Raw genomic sequence first — 16,781 nt, 5'->3', positions numbered from 1 at the left:
GGTCCCCCTTTCTTTCAAGAAAGGAGCATCGTTTCTCATGCTTTCCTTTAATCAGCTTTCGCATGCTTGCCCTTTGCAAGAAGAGAACATTCCGCTTCATTCCTGCAATCTGCAAGGATTGCACCATATTATCGTTATTTCTTCAGACGGCTATACAAATATAAGCGTGGCTCATCAATCACGCTTTCCTATGCTCTAACATATGATGAGCGGAGCTCAAAGAGAGAGAGTAGAGATTTGCGGGAGAATATGGACAATCAAAAACAGCAGTTTTACACCTTTTTCCGGTGTAAAACTGCTGTTTTTTCAACTCGTATATTTTTTATCTGACTATAATGCTTTTCTGCTTCAAATTCCTGCAATCGCTGAATGGAATATTCTTTGCTGCATAGGTGGCGGAAAGTGGTTCTGGTGCCGGGAGTGCGCCTGCCCAGAAAAGCAATTTTCCAATGATTTCTTCTGCTGTAATTCCCGCTGCCCGCATATCACGGATGGTGATTCCATGTTGTCGTTTAGAAAGGCGGTTTCCTTCCTGATCCATCAGCAATGGCAAGTGGGCATAGACTGGAAGTGGATATCCCAGTTCTTTCAATATAGCAATCTGGTAGAAAGTGGAGGAAAATAAATCTTCTCCCCGGAAAACATGAGTAATCCCCATAGCCCCATCATCGCAGGATACTGCCAGCTGGTAGGCAATCTGCCCATCAGCACGCATGACTACAAAGTCATCTTCACATGGTTTCAGTCTCTGCGTTGCGTCCCCACGAAGGAGATCATGGAACGATTCTTCGGTTTCCTTCTCTATGCGTATGCGCCAGGACGGCTGTCTTTCCTGCCTCTTCCGCTGCTCGTTTGTAAGGTTCCTGCAGTGTCCATCGTACACTGGCAGTGTTTCTCCACGATGTGGTGCCGACGAAATCTTATGAATCCTGGCACGGGTGCAATAGCATGGATAAACTCTTCCCTCCTGCTTCCATTTCTCTACGCATCTGCGATACAGGGACAAACGTTCCGACTGCACAGTGGAACCATATGCATAGTTCCCGCCAGGCCCTTCGTCCCAATCTAATCCGAGCCAGTCCAAATCTTCCATAAGGGCCTGTGCATATTCTTTCCGTGAACGGGTCTGGTCTATATCTTCAATGCGAAGGACCAGTTCTCCCTGGTGCTGTCTTGTGTACAGCCAGTTCAGAAAAGCCACCCATACATTCCCCAGGTGGATAAATCCTGTCGGACTGGGAGCAAACCGGGTGCGAACATTCATCATTTAGTAAGAGAGCGGAGATGATCGAACAGATTGGATTCCGCCTTCAGTTTATCTTCACTACCCAGTACGCAGAAGTACTTATCCGATACCACACTGTCCATGAGGCCGGCCAGTGCACGGATATCTTCCTGGGTGCAGTCAATAATCTGTTCTCTTACTTTCTGTCTGTCATCATGTGTTTGCCCGGTAAAGCGCATAACCATAGCTCTTTCCCCCTTCATGGATGGAGTAAGCTGTGTTTCTGCCGGAGCCATGGTTCCAATTACATACTTCGTCATTTCCCGTTCAGAAATATCAAAGTGTCTGAGATATTCCGGCAGTTCTTTATAAGCCTTCAGTGTTTCAGAGAGGTTCGGATCACGATAGGAACAGAGAAGGGCATCCCCGTTAGTTGCAATCCGTGTAAAAGCTCCATAGGCACCGCCAAGAACTCGGATCCTCTTCCACAGGTATTCATAGCGGAGGATGGTTTCCATAACCCGGAGAGCTCCGGTAAATTTGAATCCATGCTTCACAAAGTTACCACCCTTTGCCACATACTGCACTTTGCCCGAGGAAAGGAATCCTTCATTAATTCCGGTTTCCGGGAAAACAAATGACAGAGTGTGACATGCTTCTCCTTCCGGCATATCCCCAATGACTGCATCCAGATGATTGACAACCGCTTGTTTTTCTTCCTTCAGCCCTACTTCCTGGACAATAAGATTCTTTCTTGTAAAAATCTTAGCTGCGGTTTCTGCCAGGCGCGCTTTAATATGTTCTGCTTTTTCATCAAAATGTTCCAGCAGATCACTGAGGAAATAGTAGTAGGACAGGCTTCCCTGTTCCTTAAACTGAGCAGCCGGAGAGTAATAGGACATCAGCCGCATCATAACCAGTGCATGCCCTCTGTCGAACAGAGACATATCCCAGGATGCCTTTTCTTCCATGAGGATTTCTCTGAGACGGCCTGTGTCGGTAAAGCGGGTATGGTTAAGGACCTCTCCCATGAGCTGCATCATCTTATCCGCATTGGAAGTGAGTGCCTTGCCGCGTACAGCACATACCGGCACATACTTAGTGTTGTCCGCCTTATCGTCATAGGACGTAATGGCATAGGACATACCGCCAGTATAGGTATTGGAAATGCGTGTCAGTTCCTGATAGGTATGATTGTCTGTATCCATGGAACCCAGAATGGTGGTAAGCAGGTACGCATAAGGTACATCTTCTGCTTTCAGACCATACAGGGTGAAGAACAGATTGAGATAGGTAATCCCAGAGGTGTTTTCCTGATAGGACAGATGGGTAATCCCCTGTACCTTTTCTTCTTCCTGGGAAACTTCTTCTACTTCTCTCTTCAGATCCGAACGGGAAAGGAGCGGAATGGTAGCCAGTGCTTCTTCGGTTTCGCCGCTAGCCTGTCTTGCCTTCAATGCCTTAGTATTTTCAATAATTTCCTGAATCTGTTCTTTTGTCAGGCTCTTCTTGAAATCATCCAGCTTCTGTGCCGTAGCCGCGTTTTTCTTTTCTGTAAGTCCCTTTTCCGGTTTCATGGTCACCAGCACCTGATGTGCATTCTTGACCACATATTTGAGAAGAAGGTTTTCAAACAGATGTTTTTCAATGCCTTCACGGAGTATCTTCAGGTCTTCTTCATAACGGAGGGCTGTGAATGGATCCCGGTCATAGTTCCACTGCTGCATTACATGAACACCATAATAAAGTCCTTTCGGGCGTCCCTGGAAATCGCCTTCCCGCAGGGTGAATTCAATACGGTTCAATGCAGCGGTAAGCATATCCTTGTCCAGACCGCCCAGTGCCAGTTTACGGATAGTGCCATCTACAACGGAGACAAATGTATCCTTATCTTCCGGATTAGAGCCGGTAACTTCAATCGTCCACACCGGCTGTTTCAGACTGGTTTCAAAATGTCCGGACACATCACTGCAGATTCCGGAATCGGTGAGCGCTTTTTTCAGTGGTGCCCCGTCCATATCAATAAGGGTATAGTTGAGAATACGGAAAGCCAGCATTTCCGCTGTGCTCATGTGATCGTTGTATGCGGTATAGAGCGCATGGATAGATTTCTTATCTGTGCTTTCCCCTTCTGTAATACCGAAAGAGCCTTCACATTCCTTGCGTTTTGCAAACGGTTGCTGTGTCTGTACAGCAGAGTTTACAGGATGTCTTGTAAATGCAGAGAGGTATTCATCATTAATGAATTTGAGTGTGGAGTCAATATCCATATTGCCATACAGATAAATAAAGCTGTTGGACGGATGATAGAATTTTCTGTGGAATTCTGTAAACTCCTTAAAAGAAAGGGCTGGAATAACCTCCGGATCCCCACCGGATTCTACCGCATAGGTAGTATCCGGGAACAATGTGCTCATAGCCTTGTCTTCCATGAGTGCTTCCGGAGAAGATAAGGCCCCCTTCATTTCGTTGTATACTACACCATTATAGGTAATCGGGCTGTTTTCATCAGCCATTTCATAATGCCAGCCTTCCTGCATGAGAATCTGAGGATTCCTCAGGCAGTTTGGATAAAATACGGCGTCAAGATAGACATCCATAAGGTTATGAAAATCCTGATCATTGCGGCTGGCCACAGGATACATGGTCTTATCCGGCCAGGTAATAGCATTCAGGAAGGTATTGAGAGACCCCTTTACCAATTCAACAAATGGTTCCTTCAGCGGGAACTTTCTGGAGCCGCACAGGGTGGAATGTTCCATAATATGCGGTGTCCCCTTTGAGTTGTCCGGTGTCGTTCTGAAGCAGATGTAGAACACCTTATTGTCATCCTTGCTGTCCAGATAAAGCAATCTGGCGCCGGACTGTACGTGTTCCAGTTCGTACACATCAGACGCTACTTCCTGTACACGTTCCATGCGTTTTACCTTGAATCCATGGACCACGTCATTTATATTCCATTTCATATTTCATTCTCCTTACTAAAAGATAAAAAGACACGGGAATCGGCCCCGTGTCTCCTCAAAATCACTGTTGAGGCTTATTCTTAAAAAATTCAGCATGAATTGAACGAATGGCTTCATCTACCTTAGGTCTCGGAACCAGACAGGATATGCTGTTCTTGGAAGAACTTACAATATCAATATTGATGTTCTTTCTCCCCAAAGCGCCAAAAATGCGCGCTTCCACGCCTGGTGCACTGAGCATTTCCAGGCCTACGATGGACACCTTTGCACAATTATCATCATACAGGATATTATTAATTCTTCCATCAGCCTTCAACTTTTCCAGTACTTCTTTAGCTTCGACAAGATCGCTGCTGGCTACGGTAAATATGATGTCTCCACGACGGTCATTAATCCTGCGTACGCTCTGTACAATCATATCCACCGGAATCTCGTTTTTATCCAGTTCGTTAAAAATCATAGCCGCTGTTCCCGGTACATTTTCTACGCCAACCGCTGCGATGCGGGCCACATTGTAATCTTCTGCCACCCCGCAGACCGGCCCCTTTTCCTCACCAAAGTTATCTTCTCTGATGATGGTTCCTTCGTTATCGGAGAACGTAGAACGTACATGAATGGGAACATGGAAGCGGGACCCCATGGAAATGCTCTGAGGCTGCATAACCCCGGCTCCCAGTCTTGCCAGTTCCAGCATTTCCTCGTTGCTGATTTCCTTCATCTTCACTGCATTGGGAACAACGCGCGGGTCTGCTGAATATACGCCTTCCACATCGGTATAGATTTCGCACATATCCGCCCTCATGGCTCCTGCGAGCGCAACGGCGGTGGTATCACTTCCCCCGCGTCCCAGGGTAATGATTTCCCCTTCCGGGGTAATGGCCTGGAATCCGGCTACGATGGCAATCTTGCCAGCTGCAAGGGCCTTGAAAACACGTGCAGGCTTGATATCAATGATGTTACCCTTACCAAATACACCTTCCGCAATGATGCCGGCCTGAGGTCCTGTAAAAGACTGCGCCGGCACTCCCATGGAACAGAATGTCATAGCCATCATGGCAATGGAAACCTGTTCACCGGTAGACATCAGCATATCCAGTTCACGGGCATAATGTTTGTCTGTCACTTTGGAAGCGAGCTTCAGTAAATTATCTGTGGTATCTCCCATAGCTGAAACAACAATTACGATCTGATCGTCTGGATTTCTTTCCTTAAGCACTCGAGAAGCAATATGACGCATTTTCTCAGGAGTGGCAACGGAACTGCCTCCGAACTTCTTAACAAGTAGTGCCATAATTCCTCCTCTGTTTACCATGGTTTACAGGTATTCTGGTAAAACAAAATCATCATAAATCAATTACCAAAATTTTAACATGCATGATACCAGATGTAAAGAAAGCAATCCCTTATACTGTCTGTAAAAAAGCCCTTTTACATCAGCCCTTTTTCCTGCAGGCTTGCGAAGACTCCATCCCCGATAATGATATGGTCCAACAGGTCAAAATCCATAAAGGCACAGGCTCTGGCTACCTTCTTTGTCAGCTGAATATCCGATACGGACGGGTCAGGAAATCCGCTGGGATGATTATGTACCAAGATGATTCCCCTGGCCTTAAGGCGAATGGCCCACCGCAAGATTTCCTTGATATCCGCGGGCGCCGCGTTCATATTGCCACGGCCAATTTCCTTTTTCCCCATAAGGCGGTTTTTCGTGTTCACATAGCAGGCATAGAGATGTTCCTGACTTTCATGGCGGAGCATTTCCATAAAATAGGACGCCACTCTGTCCGGAGCATTGAAATCCGGCAGTTCCCGCTTGCGGAACCGACCGGCAAGTCTTCGTCCCAGCTCTATGGCCGCGCAGATGGTGACCGCCTTATCTGCCCCGATTCCAGGGATATCTGTCAGATCTTTCCAGTATGGTTCCTCAATCCAGGCTTCTCCGCAGTTCTCTTCCAGAAAAGAAACCACATCTGACGCCACTTCCCGTACGGAATGATTTTTCCTTCCTGTCCGGATCAGAATGGCAATCAGCTCCGTAATGGATACGTCGCCCGCTGATTCCTTAAACCGTTCTCTTGGCTTTTCTTCCGGCCGCATTTCCCGTATAAGCATACAATCCCCCTATTGTTTCTTATTCCCTTATCCAAATGTTTACAATAAATATTGTATCATCTTTCTGTCCATTTTTCAGTAAGAATTGCATTCAAAAAGACTGCCGCAGGAATAAGGACATCCTTCATCCCTGAAACAGCCTTTTTTCATTTCAAAACCGGTTAAACAGCCATGCAGCAATGCACAATCCGATGATACTCATCAGATTCGGCGCAATGCGTAGTCCAAAGTGAAACTGAAGTACACCGAGATTCATCATCACATCGTTCAGGTTAAATACTTCATAGGTCTTGCACAGATACGCCAGTATACCGGTCAGATTTTCCGTTTCCAGAAAACTGCCCAGCATAGATCCCAGCAGTGCTCCGGCAACGAGAAATAAAACCAAGGTCAAAAAGCCTTTAGAGCCTCCAAAATGCATAAACTCCTGTCCTTTCCATCAGATGACCGTACCAGGTAAAATCTTTCCTGCCAGTCTTTCTGCCAGTGCTTTGCCCACCGGATCATCTGTCCTGAACTGATAGATGGTCCGCCATACTACGTTCTTATATTCAAAGATATATTCAATAACTGTCAGATTGGTAGACATGCCCTGGTCATTTTCAGTAAAGGTAAATGTCAGTACCTGGGCATCCTGTCCCGCCGCCTTAGCGGTCTTAACGTCTGTCTTCAGATTGGTCAGCATCTGATCGCTGGTCATAATATCCAGTGCCTTCTGCTTTTCAGAGTCCACTGTTTCTCCGGAACCAGCCCGGGAAGCGCTGACAATAATCTGAATATTCTGATTATGTCCTTCTGCATTGACCGAATCGGTATCTCTTGGTCCCAGGTCAGCCTGTTTACCATTGACTGCCAGTTCAAATGGGCTGTTAATGGTAATGGTAGCATCCGCGCAATGTACACGTGTCTTTCCAAAAACAAACTGATCTTCAATCGACTGATTTCCACATCCGCTCATAAGCATAACCACAGCTGCAGTTGCCAGTGAGCAAATAAGTTTTTTCGTATTCATATGTCTGCTCTTTTCCTTATCAAATTATGTATCTTATCAATTATAACATTGGTCCGGATTATGAGCCAGTATGAGCTGAAGCTCATAGACCGCAGGCCTTCGGCCCGAGACTGCAAAATCTTCCAACGGAAGATTTTGAGTGAAGGATATTGCATATGGCGTAAAGCTCGCAACCTTCGTTTGCAGATTTACGGTCCCCCTTTATCTTCAGAAAGGAGCTTCTTTTGGCGCCCTCCCTTTTCTTAGCTTTTGCATTCTATCATTTAGCATTTTATAAAAGAGCTTCTGCTTCACTCTTGCAAAACAATATGTTTTGCACCTCCCCGAGCCGGAGGATTGCCGACTTGTAAACTCCTGGAGTTTACACCGACCCAAAAATGACATAGCCATTTTTGCGGACCATGAGTTTTAGCTCTGCATAAGCGATGCATTGTGATTGTGAGCGTCATTGCATTTCTGTATTCCAGCATCAAAAGAGAGCAACTGCTTTTGTACAGCAGTTGCTCTCTTTATTTGAAGACCGATTTGGAAAAAATCAGCTTTTATTATTCAGCATCTTTTCCTTTGGAGCTCTTGAAGCCTTCTCTTCTGGTAATTACGGTTGCGCCGCCCATGTATGGCTGCAGAGCTTTTGGAATCAGGATGGATCCATCTTCCTGCTGGTAGTTTTCCATAATAGCCGCAACGGTACGGCCTACTGCCAGACCGGAGCCATTCAGTGTATGAACGAATTCCGGCTTAGCTCCGTGCTGACGACGGAATCTGATGTTGGCACGGCGTGCCTGGAAGTCCAGACAGTTGGAGCAGGAGGAAATTTCACGGTACTTGTTCTGAGCCGGCATCCAGACTTCGATATCATAAGTCTTAGCGGAGGAGAATCCGATATCTCCGGTGCACAGACATACTACATGGTATGGGAGTTCCAGTCTCTGAAGCACTCTTTCTGCTTCATGGGTCAGAGATTCCAGTTCATCCCAGCTGTCTTCCGGCTTGCAGTACTTAACCATTTCTACCTTGTGGAACTGATGCTGACGAATCAGGCCGCGGGTATCCTTACCGGCAGAACCTGCTTCTTTTCTGAAGCATGGAGTAAACGCGGTAAGATGTACAGGAAGCATATCCCCATCAAGAATTTCTCCGGCATAGTAGTTGGTAAGCGGAACTTCTGCCGTAGGAGTCATGTACATATCTTCGCCTTCCACCTTGTACATATCTTCTGCGAACTTCGGCAGCTGGCCGGTGCCCTGCATGGACGCACCGTTGATGATGTACGGTGGAATAACTTCTGTGAAATCGCTTTCCTGTGTGTGCATATCCAGCATCAGGTTATAGATAGCGCGTTCCAGTCTGGCAGCCATGCCGAGATAGAAATAGAAGCGGGAACCGGATACCTTACCGGCTCTGTCCGAATCAAGGATTCCCAGATCACTGCCCAGTTCATAGTGTGCCTTGATTGGGAAATCAAAGTGTCTTGGTTCGCCCCAGCGGCGTACTTCCGGGTTTTCGCTGTCATCTTTTCCAAGAGGAACACTCTTGTCGCACATATTCGGAATACGGAGCAGCAGGTCATGGAGGTTGGTATCAATATCCTTCAGCTGGGTATCGATGGCATCAATCTTCTTGCCTACTTCCTTCATAGCCTTGATAATCGGCTGTACATCCTTACCTGCCTTCTTAGCCGCCGGAATTTCACGGGAAACCGCATTCTTTTCGCTCTTCAGCTTTTCAGTTTCAGTCAGCAGGGCTCTTCTCTGTTTGTCCAGTTCCAGCACCTTATCCAGGTCAAACGCATTGTGACGGTTAATCAGGTTCTGTTTGACTTCGTCAGCATGTTCTCTGATAAATTTCATATCCAGCATGTGTAATCACCTCAAAAAAACTATCCGCTATGATAAAAAAAGACTTCCATCCCAATGGGACGAAGTCTGTTCGCGGTACCACCCAAGTTGCTTTAAGCCAGCTCTATGTACTATATCGGGTACTCCCGTCCGACTCATCGCCGGCCACTCCTGAGCGGAACTCACTGGGCTTTCACAGGCTCGCACCAACCGCCTGCTCTCTCAGGAAAGCCTCCTATGATTATTCTCATTCCTCATGTTAACAAAATTATACAACCACAGAAAATTTTTGTAAAGACAACCGCGATTATTCCTTATCTTTATGAATCAGGTCATACCACGCATCTGCCAGACTGGCAAATTCTTCCATGGAGAATGTTTCCCCGCGGCGTTTGCCATCAATCCCGCAGGCAGCAAGGATTTCCTTTCCCTGTTCCGCGGAAATACCACCGGCCTTCATGGCATTGGTAAATACCTTCCTTCTCTGCCCAAACGCCATCTTCACCATGCGGAAAAACAGCCGGGTATCCTTTACTTCCACCGCTGGTTTATCCCGTTTCACCAGTTTCAGAACGGTGGAATTTACGGCAGGTCTTGGAATAAAGGAAGACGGAGGAACATCCATCACCACTTCCGAGGTGCAGTAGAACTGCACAGCCAGTGTCAGCGCACCATACGCCTTAGTTCCTGGTGACGCCATAATGCGTTCTGCCACTTCCTTCTGCATCATGAAGACAAAGGTGCTGATAGGAAGGTCTGACTGTACCAGATGAAGAAGAATCGGTGTAGTGATGTAATATGGCAGGTTAGCCGCTACATGCCATTCCTTATCCCCCATCAGTTTATTGAGATCCAGTTTCAACACATCATCATAAATGATGTGGATATTCTTATAGAGCTCCAGTGTATGGGAGAGTATTCTTCCCAGGCTCTGGTCTATTTCCACGGCAGTAACCTCAGCGCCAGTTCTGGCCAGCGCCTGAGTCAGTGTCCCGATACCGGGCCCGATTTCCAGTACACGGCTTCCTTCTCCAATTTCTGAGGCTTCCGCGATAGCCCTTACTACATCCGGTCTTACCAGAAAGTTCTGTCCCAGTTTATGTTTGGCATGAATTCCAAATCTTTTAATCAGATAGGAAACGACTTTCCTGTCGGCCAGTTCAATTTCAAGCATTCGTATCCTCCATTTCGCTAATTGTACGTTCCCAGTCCTCTCTGGTCACATTAAAATGATTAAGTTGCTTCAGAAAACTTCTGGCATTGCCATAACCAATATGCAGCTTTTCTGCCGCCTTTTCTCTTCTGGCGGCCGCCCCTTTGCCACCGGCCATGCCAGCACGAATCAGGTCACTCATGGTAAATGTCTCCTCCAGCGTGCAGGTAAGGGCATGCGCATTGGCCAGTGCTCTGCGAATGGATTCCGGTGAAGCGTCTTCTATCCCTACATCTGTACTTGTGGATGCTTCCGCCTTAGGTACAAATGCCTGCAGCGCGTCTGGAAACAGTCTCGTCAGTTTCTGCCGTATATGATTTCCCGGTCCGTCCGGATCGGTAAGGATGATAATCCCCCGCCGTTCATAGGCACAGCGTATCTGTTCAATAACTTTATCAGATAGCCCCAATCCACCTGTCGCAATCATATCTGCCTCTACCGCAAGGGAAACGCGGGCTATATCAGATTTTCCTTCTACCACTATGACTTGTTTTATCATTTGTCTCCTTATCCGCTCTCATAGAAGCGATACTAAGTTGTTCAATCGTTTTATGATATCCTTTTTTCCTTTAGTTAGTCAACTGAAAATACATATCGACTGGCAAAAGGTATAGACCGAAAAACATATGGCATATACGGGATATAGGACAAAAAGCATTGTTCCATAATTCAATACTAAGTCTCAATCAAGGTCCGCAAGCCTTCGGTTCGAGACGGCAAAATCTTCGATGTGAAAATTTCGAGTGATAGAACACTAAGAAAGTGCGGACAATCATGACAAGCCATTGGCATGATTCCACAAAAACAATCCTTTGTTGTCGCGCCAATGAAGCTCAATAAATACCAGCTTCATTGGAATTAAAAAACACACGAAATGCCCTGTAACCTAATAAAAATCCTTCTGCCTGAATTTTCAGGGCAGAAGGATAAGTATAAAGTGTAAATTCTTAATCAGTCTCTGACAGCCAGCACATCGTTAATGCGTTTGCTTTCGAAGCAGGCGCTATCACCCAGATCTTCTTCAATACGGAGAAGCTGGTTATACTTAGCTACACGTTCTGTACGGCATGGAGCGCCTGTCTTAATCTGTCCGGCATTAACCGCTACGGCAATATCCGCAATGCTGGTATCTTCTGTTTCACCGGAACGGTGGGATACCACGGTGGTATATCCTGCGCGGTGTGCCATCTGAATGGCATCAAAGGTTTCAGTCAGGGAACCAATCTGGTTGACCTTGATCAGAATGGAGTTGGCTACTCCCATTTCAATGCCCTTAGCCAGACGTTTGGTATTGGTAACGAACAGGTCGTCACCTACAATCTGAATTCTGTCCCCCAGTTTGGCAGTGAGCTTCTTCCAGCCTTCCCAGTCTTCTTCATCCAGACCATCTTCGATGGAAACGATTGGATAGGCTTCAATCAGATGTTCATAGTAAGCAATCATTTCTTCTTCTGTTCTTGCCTTGTGATCGCCTGCCATATGATAGAGGCCATCCTTTTCATCATACAGTTCAGAGGCTGCCACATCGAGTGCCAGAGCAATGTCTTTCTTCAGTTCATAGCCAGCTGCGCGAACCGCTTCACAGATTACTTCCAGAGCCGCTTCGTTAGATGGAAGGTCAGGAGCAAAACCGCCTTCATCTCCTACCGCGGTGCTAAGGCCACGGGAAGCCAGTACTTTCTTCAGTGCGTGATATACTTCTGCACACATGCGCAGGCCTTCATGGAAGGACTTCGCACCTACCGGCATAATCATGCATTCCTGGATATCCACGTTATTATCCGCATGTGCACCGCCGTTCATGATGTTCATCATTGGAACCGGCAGGGTATATGCGTTGGTACCGCCCAGATACTGATACAGCGGGAGTCCACAGGACTGCGCGGATGCCTGAGCTACCGCCAGAGAAACTCCGAGGATGGCATTAGCGCCCAGACGGCTCTTGTTACTGGTTCCGTCCAGAGCGATCATCATTTCATCGATGCCTCTCTGATCGGTAGATTCCATACCAATCAGATGAAGGGCAATTTCCTTATTTACATTTTCAACGGCCTTCAATACGCCTTTGCCATTATAACGGGATGCATCTCCATCTCTGAGTTCTGTTGCTTCAAACATACCGGTGGATGCGCCGGATGGTACATCCGCTCTGGCAAATGTCCCATCTTCCAGTACCAGATCTACTTCTACTGTAGGATTTCCTCTGGAATCCAGAATTTCTCTTGCATGTACGTCCGTAATAAGTGCCATGGTTACGCTGTTCTCCTTTATACTTTTTCGTAAATTTCCTTAAATTCTGCGGCTTTGAGACTGGCTCCGCCGATTAATCCCCCGTCAATATCCTTCTGCGCCATAAAGTCTTCGATATTGGCTGCCTTTACACTGCCTCCATAGAGAATGCGGATTTTTTCCGCTGTGGTTTCTCCATACAGGCGAGTAAGTTCTCCGCGGATGAAATGCGCAACCGCCTGTGCGTCTACCGCTGTAGCAGCCACTCCGGTACCGATGGCCCAGATTGGTTCATAGGCAATGACTATGGTTTCCGCCTGTTCTGACGGGATATTAAACAACGCTGTTTCCAGCTCTTCCCGGATAATTTCTTCTGTCCGGCCTTCATTTCTCTGTTCTGCGGTTTCCCCGGTACAGAGAATGGGGGTCAGGCCATGCGCCAGAGCGCTTACCACCTTGCGGTGAATAAATTCATCGCTTTCCCCCATAATATGACGCCGTTCAGAATGACCGCAGATGACATACCGGCAATGCAGTTCTTTCAGCATGGCCGGGGAAATTTCTCCGGTAAATGCTCCTTTTTCCTCTGGATACATATTCTGTGCACCCAGCTGAATATGTGTGCCCTGTACCATTTCCGATGCTGCCGGCAAGTCAACAAAGGGAGGGCAAATAAGCATTTCTGCCTTATTCGGTTTTACCTTCTTCAGTTCTGAAATCAATGAAACGGCTTCTTTCAAACCCAGATTCATTTTCCAGTTGCCTGCAATCAATGGTTGTCTCAACGAGCTTCCTCCTTATCAGCAAGGATAGCTACACCAGGGAGAATCATACCTTCGAGCATTTCCAGGGAGGCGCCGCCGCCGGTGGAAACATGGGAGAATTTATCTCCGATCCCCATCTGATCCACTACCGCTGCGGATTCGCCGCCGCCAATAACTGTGGTAGCATCCAGATTAGCCACCGCATTGGCAATAGCATAGGTTCCCTTAGCGAATGGCTTCATTTCAAATACACCCATCGGGCCATTCCATACTACGGTCTTCATCTTCTTTAATGTTTCTACATACAGTTCAATGGTACGCGGTCCGATATCCAGAGCCATCCATGGATCTCCGAATTCTTCTGCGGTCAGTACACGGGTCTTTGCCTTTTCCGAGAAGGAATCACCGGCCATAAAATCTACCGGAAGCATAATGTGGGACCCGAGCTTCTTAGCCCGTTCACGCAGTTCATTAGCCAGATCAAATCTGTCTCTGTCCTGGAGGGACTTACCCATATCGTAGCCTTCCGCTGCCACAAATGTGTTGGCCATGCCGCCACCGATGAGGATGACATCCGCCTTTTCCATGAGATTGGCAATGACATGAATCTTGTCGCTGATCTTAGCGCCGCCGATGATGGCCGCAAACGGACGTACCGGATGATCAATGACTCCGCCGAGGAAGTCAATTTCCTTTTTCATAAGAAGGCCGGACACCATAGGAAGGATATGTCCTACACCCACAATGGATGCATGGGAACGGTGGGAGGAACCGAACGCATCATTTACTGCTACATCGCAGCCTTCAGCCAGTTCTCTTGCGAAGTCCTCATCATTCCTTTCTTCTCCTTTTTCAAAGCGAAGATTTTCAAGAAGAAGTACTTCTCCCGGCTTGAGTGCCTTTTTCATCTGACGGGTTTCTTCCCCAACGCATGATGGTGCGAACTTGACTTCTCTGCCCAGGAGTTCAGACAATCTGGCAGCTACTGGCTTCAGAGAAAGGTCCGGCTTAATCTGTCCTTTCGGACGTCCCATATGGCTGGCCAGAATAACCGCTGCCCCATGTTCCAGCAGATAGTTGATTGTCGGAAGGGTGGAACGGATTCTTCTGTCATCCAGAATATTCCCCTGTTCATCATGAGGAACATTGTAATCTACGCGAACATATACTTTTTTTCCGTTTACAGGAATGTCATAAATGGTCTTCTTATTCATGATCAAAGTCCTTTCGATGCCACATAAGCTACCAGATCAATGGTTCTTTCTGAATAGCCCCATTCGTTATCATACCAGGCAATAACCTTAACCAGGTTCTTATCCATGACCATGGTCAGGGAAGAATCCACGGTGGAGGATTCATTGGTTCCGCGGAAGTCGCTGGATACCAATGGTTCGTCGGTATATCCGAGAATTCCCTTCATTTCATTTTCGCTGGCCGACTTAAGTGCTGCGTTGATTTCTTCCTTGGTTACTTCGTCTACGTTAAGTTCGCATACCAGATCGACCAGGGAAACATCCGGGGTTGGTACACGGATGGACAGACCGTTAAGCTTGCCCTTCATGGACGGAATAACAAGACCAATGGCCTTAGCGGCGCCGGTGCTGGTTGGAATAATGTTTTCTGCCCCTGCACGGCCTCTTCTTGCATCCTTCTTGTGGTTCTTATCCAGAATAGCCTGGTCATTGGTATAGGAGTGAACGGTGGTCATAAGGCCTCTTCTGATACCAAAGGTATTATTCAGTACCTTGACAACCGGTGCCAGGCAGTTTGTGGTGCAGGAAGCATTGGAAATGATGGAGTGATTTTCCGGATTATAGATTTCTTCATTTACACCCATAACGATGGTTGCATCTTCATCCTTGCCCGGTGCAGTGATAATAACCTTCTTTACTGTGCCGCGGATGTGCTTGGACGCGCTGGCCTTATCTTTCAGTTTGCCTGTGGATTCAACAACGATTTCGACATCATAGGAGGACCAGTCCAGATTTTCCGGATCTCTGTCATGAAGTACAGCTACGCGTCTTCCATCAACGATCAGTGTATCTCCATCTACGATTACCTCTCTGTCCAGACGGCCATGCACTGTATCATACTTGAGAAGATATGCCGCATTAGCTGCGCCGCTTGGATTGTTGATAGCTACTACTTCCAGATCATCTCTTTCCAGCATCCCGCGAAATACCAGTCTGCCGATTCTGCCAAATCCGTTAATTCCTACTTTAGTCTTAGTCATAGTTATCTCTCCTGTTAATTATTATTTTCAGTCAATTCCAGTATAGCTTTCGCTGCGCCTTCGTCTGTGATCAGTACGCCACGGGCGCCAGCCCTGGCCATTGACAGAATAGCCCTTGCCTTGTGCGACCCGCCGGCCGCAATCAGTACATTAGACACTGAACTTAATTCATCTGCAGATATTCCCAGGTTATACATGCGATACAGCACTTTCCCGTGAATGTCCGCATACACCCCCAGCGCTTCTCCGCAGACTCCTTCTTCATGCAGTCTTTCACATACATCCAGAGGGAGCTGATGAACCTTGGCCATATCTCTCGCTCCGTTAATGGTTATAGCGAGGATATCCGCCCGATGAATCAGGGATTCCACTTCCGCCGTTTCCGGGGATTCATTCCGAATCTGCCGGATGAGCCCTGGACTGATTCCATCAGGTACATGGAGCAGTTTATAGGTTCCTCCCAGCTTTTCCGCTGTTCTGGCCGCAATGAGGTTCGCCTGGTACTTAATTTCTGCACCAAATCCGCCCCTGGCCGGCACTACAGTAAGCCTCATGGAAATCGGAGAATGAATCTCCGGAAGAGCGTCGGTCATAAGCGACAGGGTCTCCCCTCCGCCTACAGCCAGAATACTTTCATCGCGCACGACCTTTGTCAGTTCCTGCGCCATCCGGCATCCAAGATTGGCCTTTACTGCTCCTGAAGCATCGGAATCGCCGCGTACTATCACTACCCTCTCCATGGAAAGCAGCGATTGCAGGCGTTTTTCCATATCTTCCAGTGTCGGATCTTTATACAGAGCATCAGAAAATGACGTAAGCAGAGTTTCTCCCTTACGTGACAGGCTGATCCCATTTGGCCGCACCTCTACCAGTCCCTGTTCTGCCATAATGGTCAGATGGGTCCGCACTGCGGATTCTGATAACTTAGTAGATACAGCAAGCAGATGTCTTCCCACCGGGCTAAGCAGAGAAATCTGGTGAAGAATATTGTATCTTTCCTGCGTAACCTGTGCCAGTTCTGGCACAAGTATCAAAAGCAATGAATCATCACGCATCATTTTCTCCTTAACATGGCTGTCTCATTTATACTGTGTGATAAAAATCCTGACATTAGTATATCACAGCATCCTTTCGTTCTCAATACCAGTATAGCTTTTATAAAAAATAAGTGTACTTTAATCTATTAATC

The 16,781-nt window shown here is 47.2% G+C and carries 15 protein-coding genes and 1 other annotated feature; of the genes, 1 reads left to right on the top strand and 14 read right to left on the bottom strand.

All coding sequences use genetic code 11. From position 1 onward, the window contains the following. A partial coding sequence (locus BLQ79_RS08350; protein ID WP_234944893.1) for a hypothetical protein occupies positions 1–199 on the top strand: 199 nt, incomplete at its 5' end. Positions 200–322: 123 nt separating this feature from the next. Here BLQ79_RS08350 and gluQRS read toward each other — a convergent pair. The 14 genes from gluQRS to BLQ79_RS02220 all read right to left on the bottom strand — a co-directional run bounded on the left by gluQRS (position 323) and on the right by BLQ79_RS02220 (position 16,647). Continuing rightward, positions 323–1,264: a tRNA glutamyl-Q(34) synthetase GluQRS gene (gluQRS, locus tag BLQ79_RS02285; RefSeq protein ID WP_091363515.1), complete on the bottom strand. Its 942-nt coding sequence runs from the start codon at positions 1,262–1,264 to the stop codon at positions 323–325. Continuing rightward, the gene (locus BLQ79_RS02280; protein ID WP_091363412.1) at positions 1,264–4,191 is read right to left on the bottom strand and encodes an insulinase family protein; all 2,928 of its coding nucleotides are present in this window, start codon (positions 4,189–4,191) and stop codon (positions 1,264–1,266) included. The genes gluQRS and BLQ79_RS02280 overlap by 1 nt, the downstream gene beginning before the upstream one ends. A 61-nt stretch (positions 4,192–4,252) precedes the next feature. Then, positions 4,253–5,482 carry an aspartate kinase gene (locus BLQ79_RS02275; protein ID WP_091363409.1) on the bottom strand — a complete coding sequence of 410 codons (1,230 nt, stop codon included), beginning with the start codon at positions 5,480–5,482 and terminating at the stop codon, positions 4,253–4,255. Between the two features lie 137 nt (positions 5,483–5,619). Next, entirely contained in the window at positions 5,620–6,303 is a 684-nt protein-coding gene (gene radC / locus BLQ79_RS02270; RefSeq protein ID WP_091363407.1) for a RadC family protein, read from the bottom strand. 151 nt (positions 6,304–6,454) lie between these two features. Next, entirely contained in the window at positions 6,455–6,697 is a 243-nt protein-coding gene (locus BLQ79_RS02265) for a DUF4321 domain-containing protein (protein WP_234944891.1), read from the bottom strand. 45 nt (positions 6,698–6,742) lie between these two features. Continuing rightward, positions 6,743–7,315, bottom strand: a complete 573-nt coding sequence (locus tag BLQ79_RS02260; RefSeq protein ID WP_091363403.1) for a hypothetical protein — start codon at positions 7,313–7,315, stop codon at positions 6,743–6,745. A gap of 545 nt (positions 7,316–7,860) precedes the next feature. Beyond that, positions 7,861–9,174, bottom strand: coding sequence for a serine--tRNA ligase (gene serS, locus BLQ79_RS02255; protein WP_091363401.1), 1,314 nt, complete (start codon positions 9,172–9,174; stop codon positions 7,861–7,863). Between the two features lie 52 nt (positions 9,175–9,226). After that, positions 9,227–9,417 (bottom strand) — a binding site (T-box leader). A gap of 43 nt (positions 9,418–9,460) precedes the next feature. After that, the gene (rsmA, locus tag BLQ79_RS02250; RefSeq protein WP_091363399.1) at positions 9,461–10,327 is read right to left on the bottom strand and encodes a 16S rRNA (adenine(1518)-N(6)/adenine(1519)-N(6))-dimethyltransferase RsmA; all 867 of its coding nucleotides are present in this window, start codon (positions 10,325–10,327) and stop codon (positions 9,461–9,463) included. Next, the gene (gene rnmV / locus BLQ79_RS02245; RefSeq protein ID WP_091363397.1) at positions 10,320–10,865 is read right to left on the bottom strand and encodes a ribonuclease M5; all 546 of its coding nucleotides are present in this window, start codon (positions 10,863–10,865) and stop codon (positions 10,320–10,322) included. Before rnmV ends, rsmA begins: the two co-directional genes overlap by 8 nt. Before the next feature lie 452 nt (positions 10,866–11,317). Then, positions 11,318–12,616, bottom strand: a complete 1,299-nt coding sequence (gene eno / locus BLQ79_RS02240; RefSeq protein ID WP_091363395.1) for a phosphopyruvate hydratase — start codon at positions 12,614–12,616, stop codon at positions 11,318–11,320. Between the two features lie 17 nt (positions 12,617–12,633). Further along, the gene (tpiA, locus tag BLQ79_RS02235; protein WP_268761813.1) at positions 12,634–13,380 is read right to left on the bottom strand and encodes a triose-phosphate isomerase; all 747 of its coding nucleotides are present in this window, start codon (positions 13,378–13,380) and stop codon (positions 12,634–12,636) included. Then, complete coding sequence (locus BLQ79_RS02230; RefSeq protein ID WP_091363393.1) at positions 13,377–14,573, bottom strand: phosphoglycerate kinase; 1,197 nt, start codon at positions 14,571–14,573, stop codon at positions 13,377–13,379. The genes tpiA and BLQ79_RS02230 overlap by 4 nt, the downstream gene beginning before the upstream one ends. Positions 14,574–14,575: 2 nt before the next feature. Beyond that, entirely contained in the window at positions 14,576–15,592 is a 1,017-nt protein-coding gene (gap, locus tag BLQ79_RS02225) for a type I glyceraldehyde-3-phosphate dehydrogenase (RefSeq protein ID WP_091363391.1), read from the bottom strand. Positions 15,593–15,606: 14 nt separating this feature from the next. Further along, entirely contained in the window at positions 15,607–16,647 is a 1,041-nt protein-coding gene (locus BLQ79_RS02220; protein WP_159427816.1) for a sugar-binding transcriptional regulator, read from the bottom strand. Positions 16,648–16,781: the final 134 nt, after the last annotated feature.

The organism is Dialister histaminiformans (assembly GCF_900103425.1).
Classification (GTDB): domain Bacteria; phylum Bacillota; class Negativicutes; order Veillonellales; family Dialisteraceae; genus Allisonella; species Allisonella histaminiformans.
This window is presented reverse-complemented; position numbering and strand designations above follow the sequence as displayed.

Bases quoted from the DNA above. Each gene is read 5' to 3' on its own strand.
- gluQRS (WP_091363515.1), bottom strand. From the start codon at position 1,264: ATGAATGTTCGCACCCGGTTTGCTCCCAGTCCGACAGGATTTATCCAC.
- BLQ79_RS02280 (WP_091363412.1), bottom strand. From the start codon at position 4,191: ATGAAATGGAATATAAATGACGTGGTCCATGGATTCAAGGTAAAACGC.
- BLQ79_RS02275 (WP_091363409.1), bottom strand. From the start codon at position 5,482: ATGGCACTACTTGTTAAGAAGTTCGGAGGCAGTTCCGTTGCCACTCCT.
- radC (WP_091363407.1), bottom strand. From the start codon at position 6,303: ATGCTTATACGGGAAATGCGGCCGGAAGAAAAGCCAAGAGAACGGTTT.
- BLQ79_RS02260 (WP_091363403.1), bottom strand. From the start codon at position 7,315: ATGAATACGAAAAAACTTATTTGCTCACTGGCAACTGCAGCTGTGGTT.
- serS (WP_091363401.1), bottom strand. From the start codon at position 9,174: ATGCTGGATATGAAATTTATCAGAGAACATGCTGACGAAGTCAAACAG.
- rsmA (WP_091363399.1), bottom strand. From the start codon at position 10,327: ATGCTTGAAATTGAACTGGCCGACAGGAAAGTCGTTTCCTATCTGATT.
- rnmV (WP_091363397.1), bottom strand. From the start codon at position 10,865: ATGATAAAACAAGTCATAGTGGTAGAAGGAAAATCTGATATAGCCCGC.
- eno (WP_091363395.1), bottom strand. From the start codon at position 12,616: ATGGCACTTATTACGGACGTACATGCAAGAGAAATTCTGGATTCCAGA.
- BLQ79_RS02230 (WP_091363393.1), bottom strand. From the start codon at position 14,573: ATGAATAAGAAGACCATTTATGACATTCCTGTAAACGGAAAAAAAGTA.
- gap (WP_091363391.1), bottom strand. From the start codon at position 15,592: ATGACTAAGACTAAAGTAGGAATTAACGGATTTGGCAGAATCGGCAGA.
- BLQ79_RS02220 (WP_159427816.1), bottom strand. From the start codon at position 16,647: ATGCGTGATGATTCATTGCTTTTGATACTTGTGCCAGAACTGGCACAG.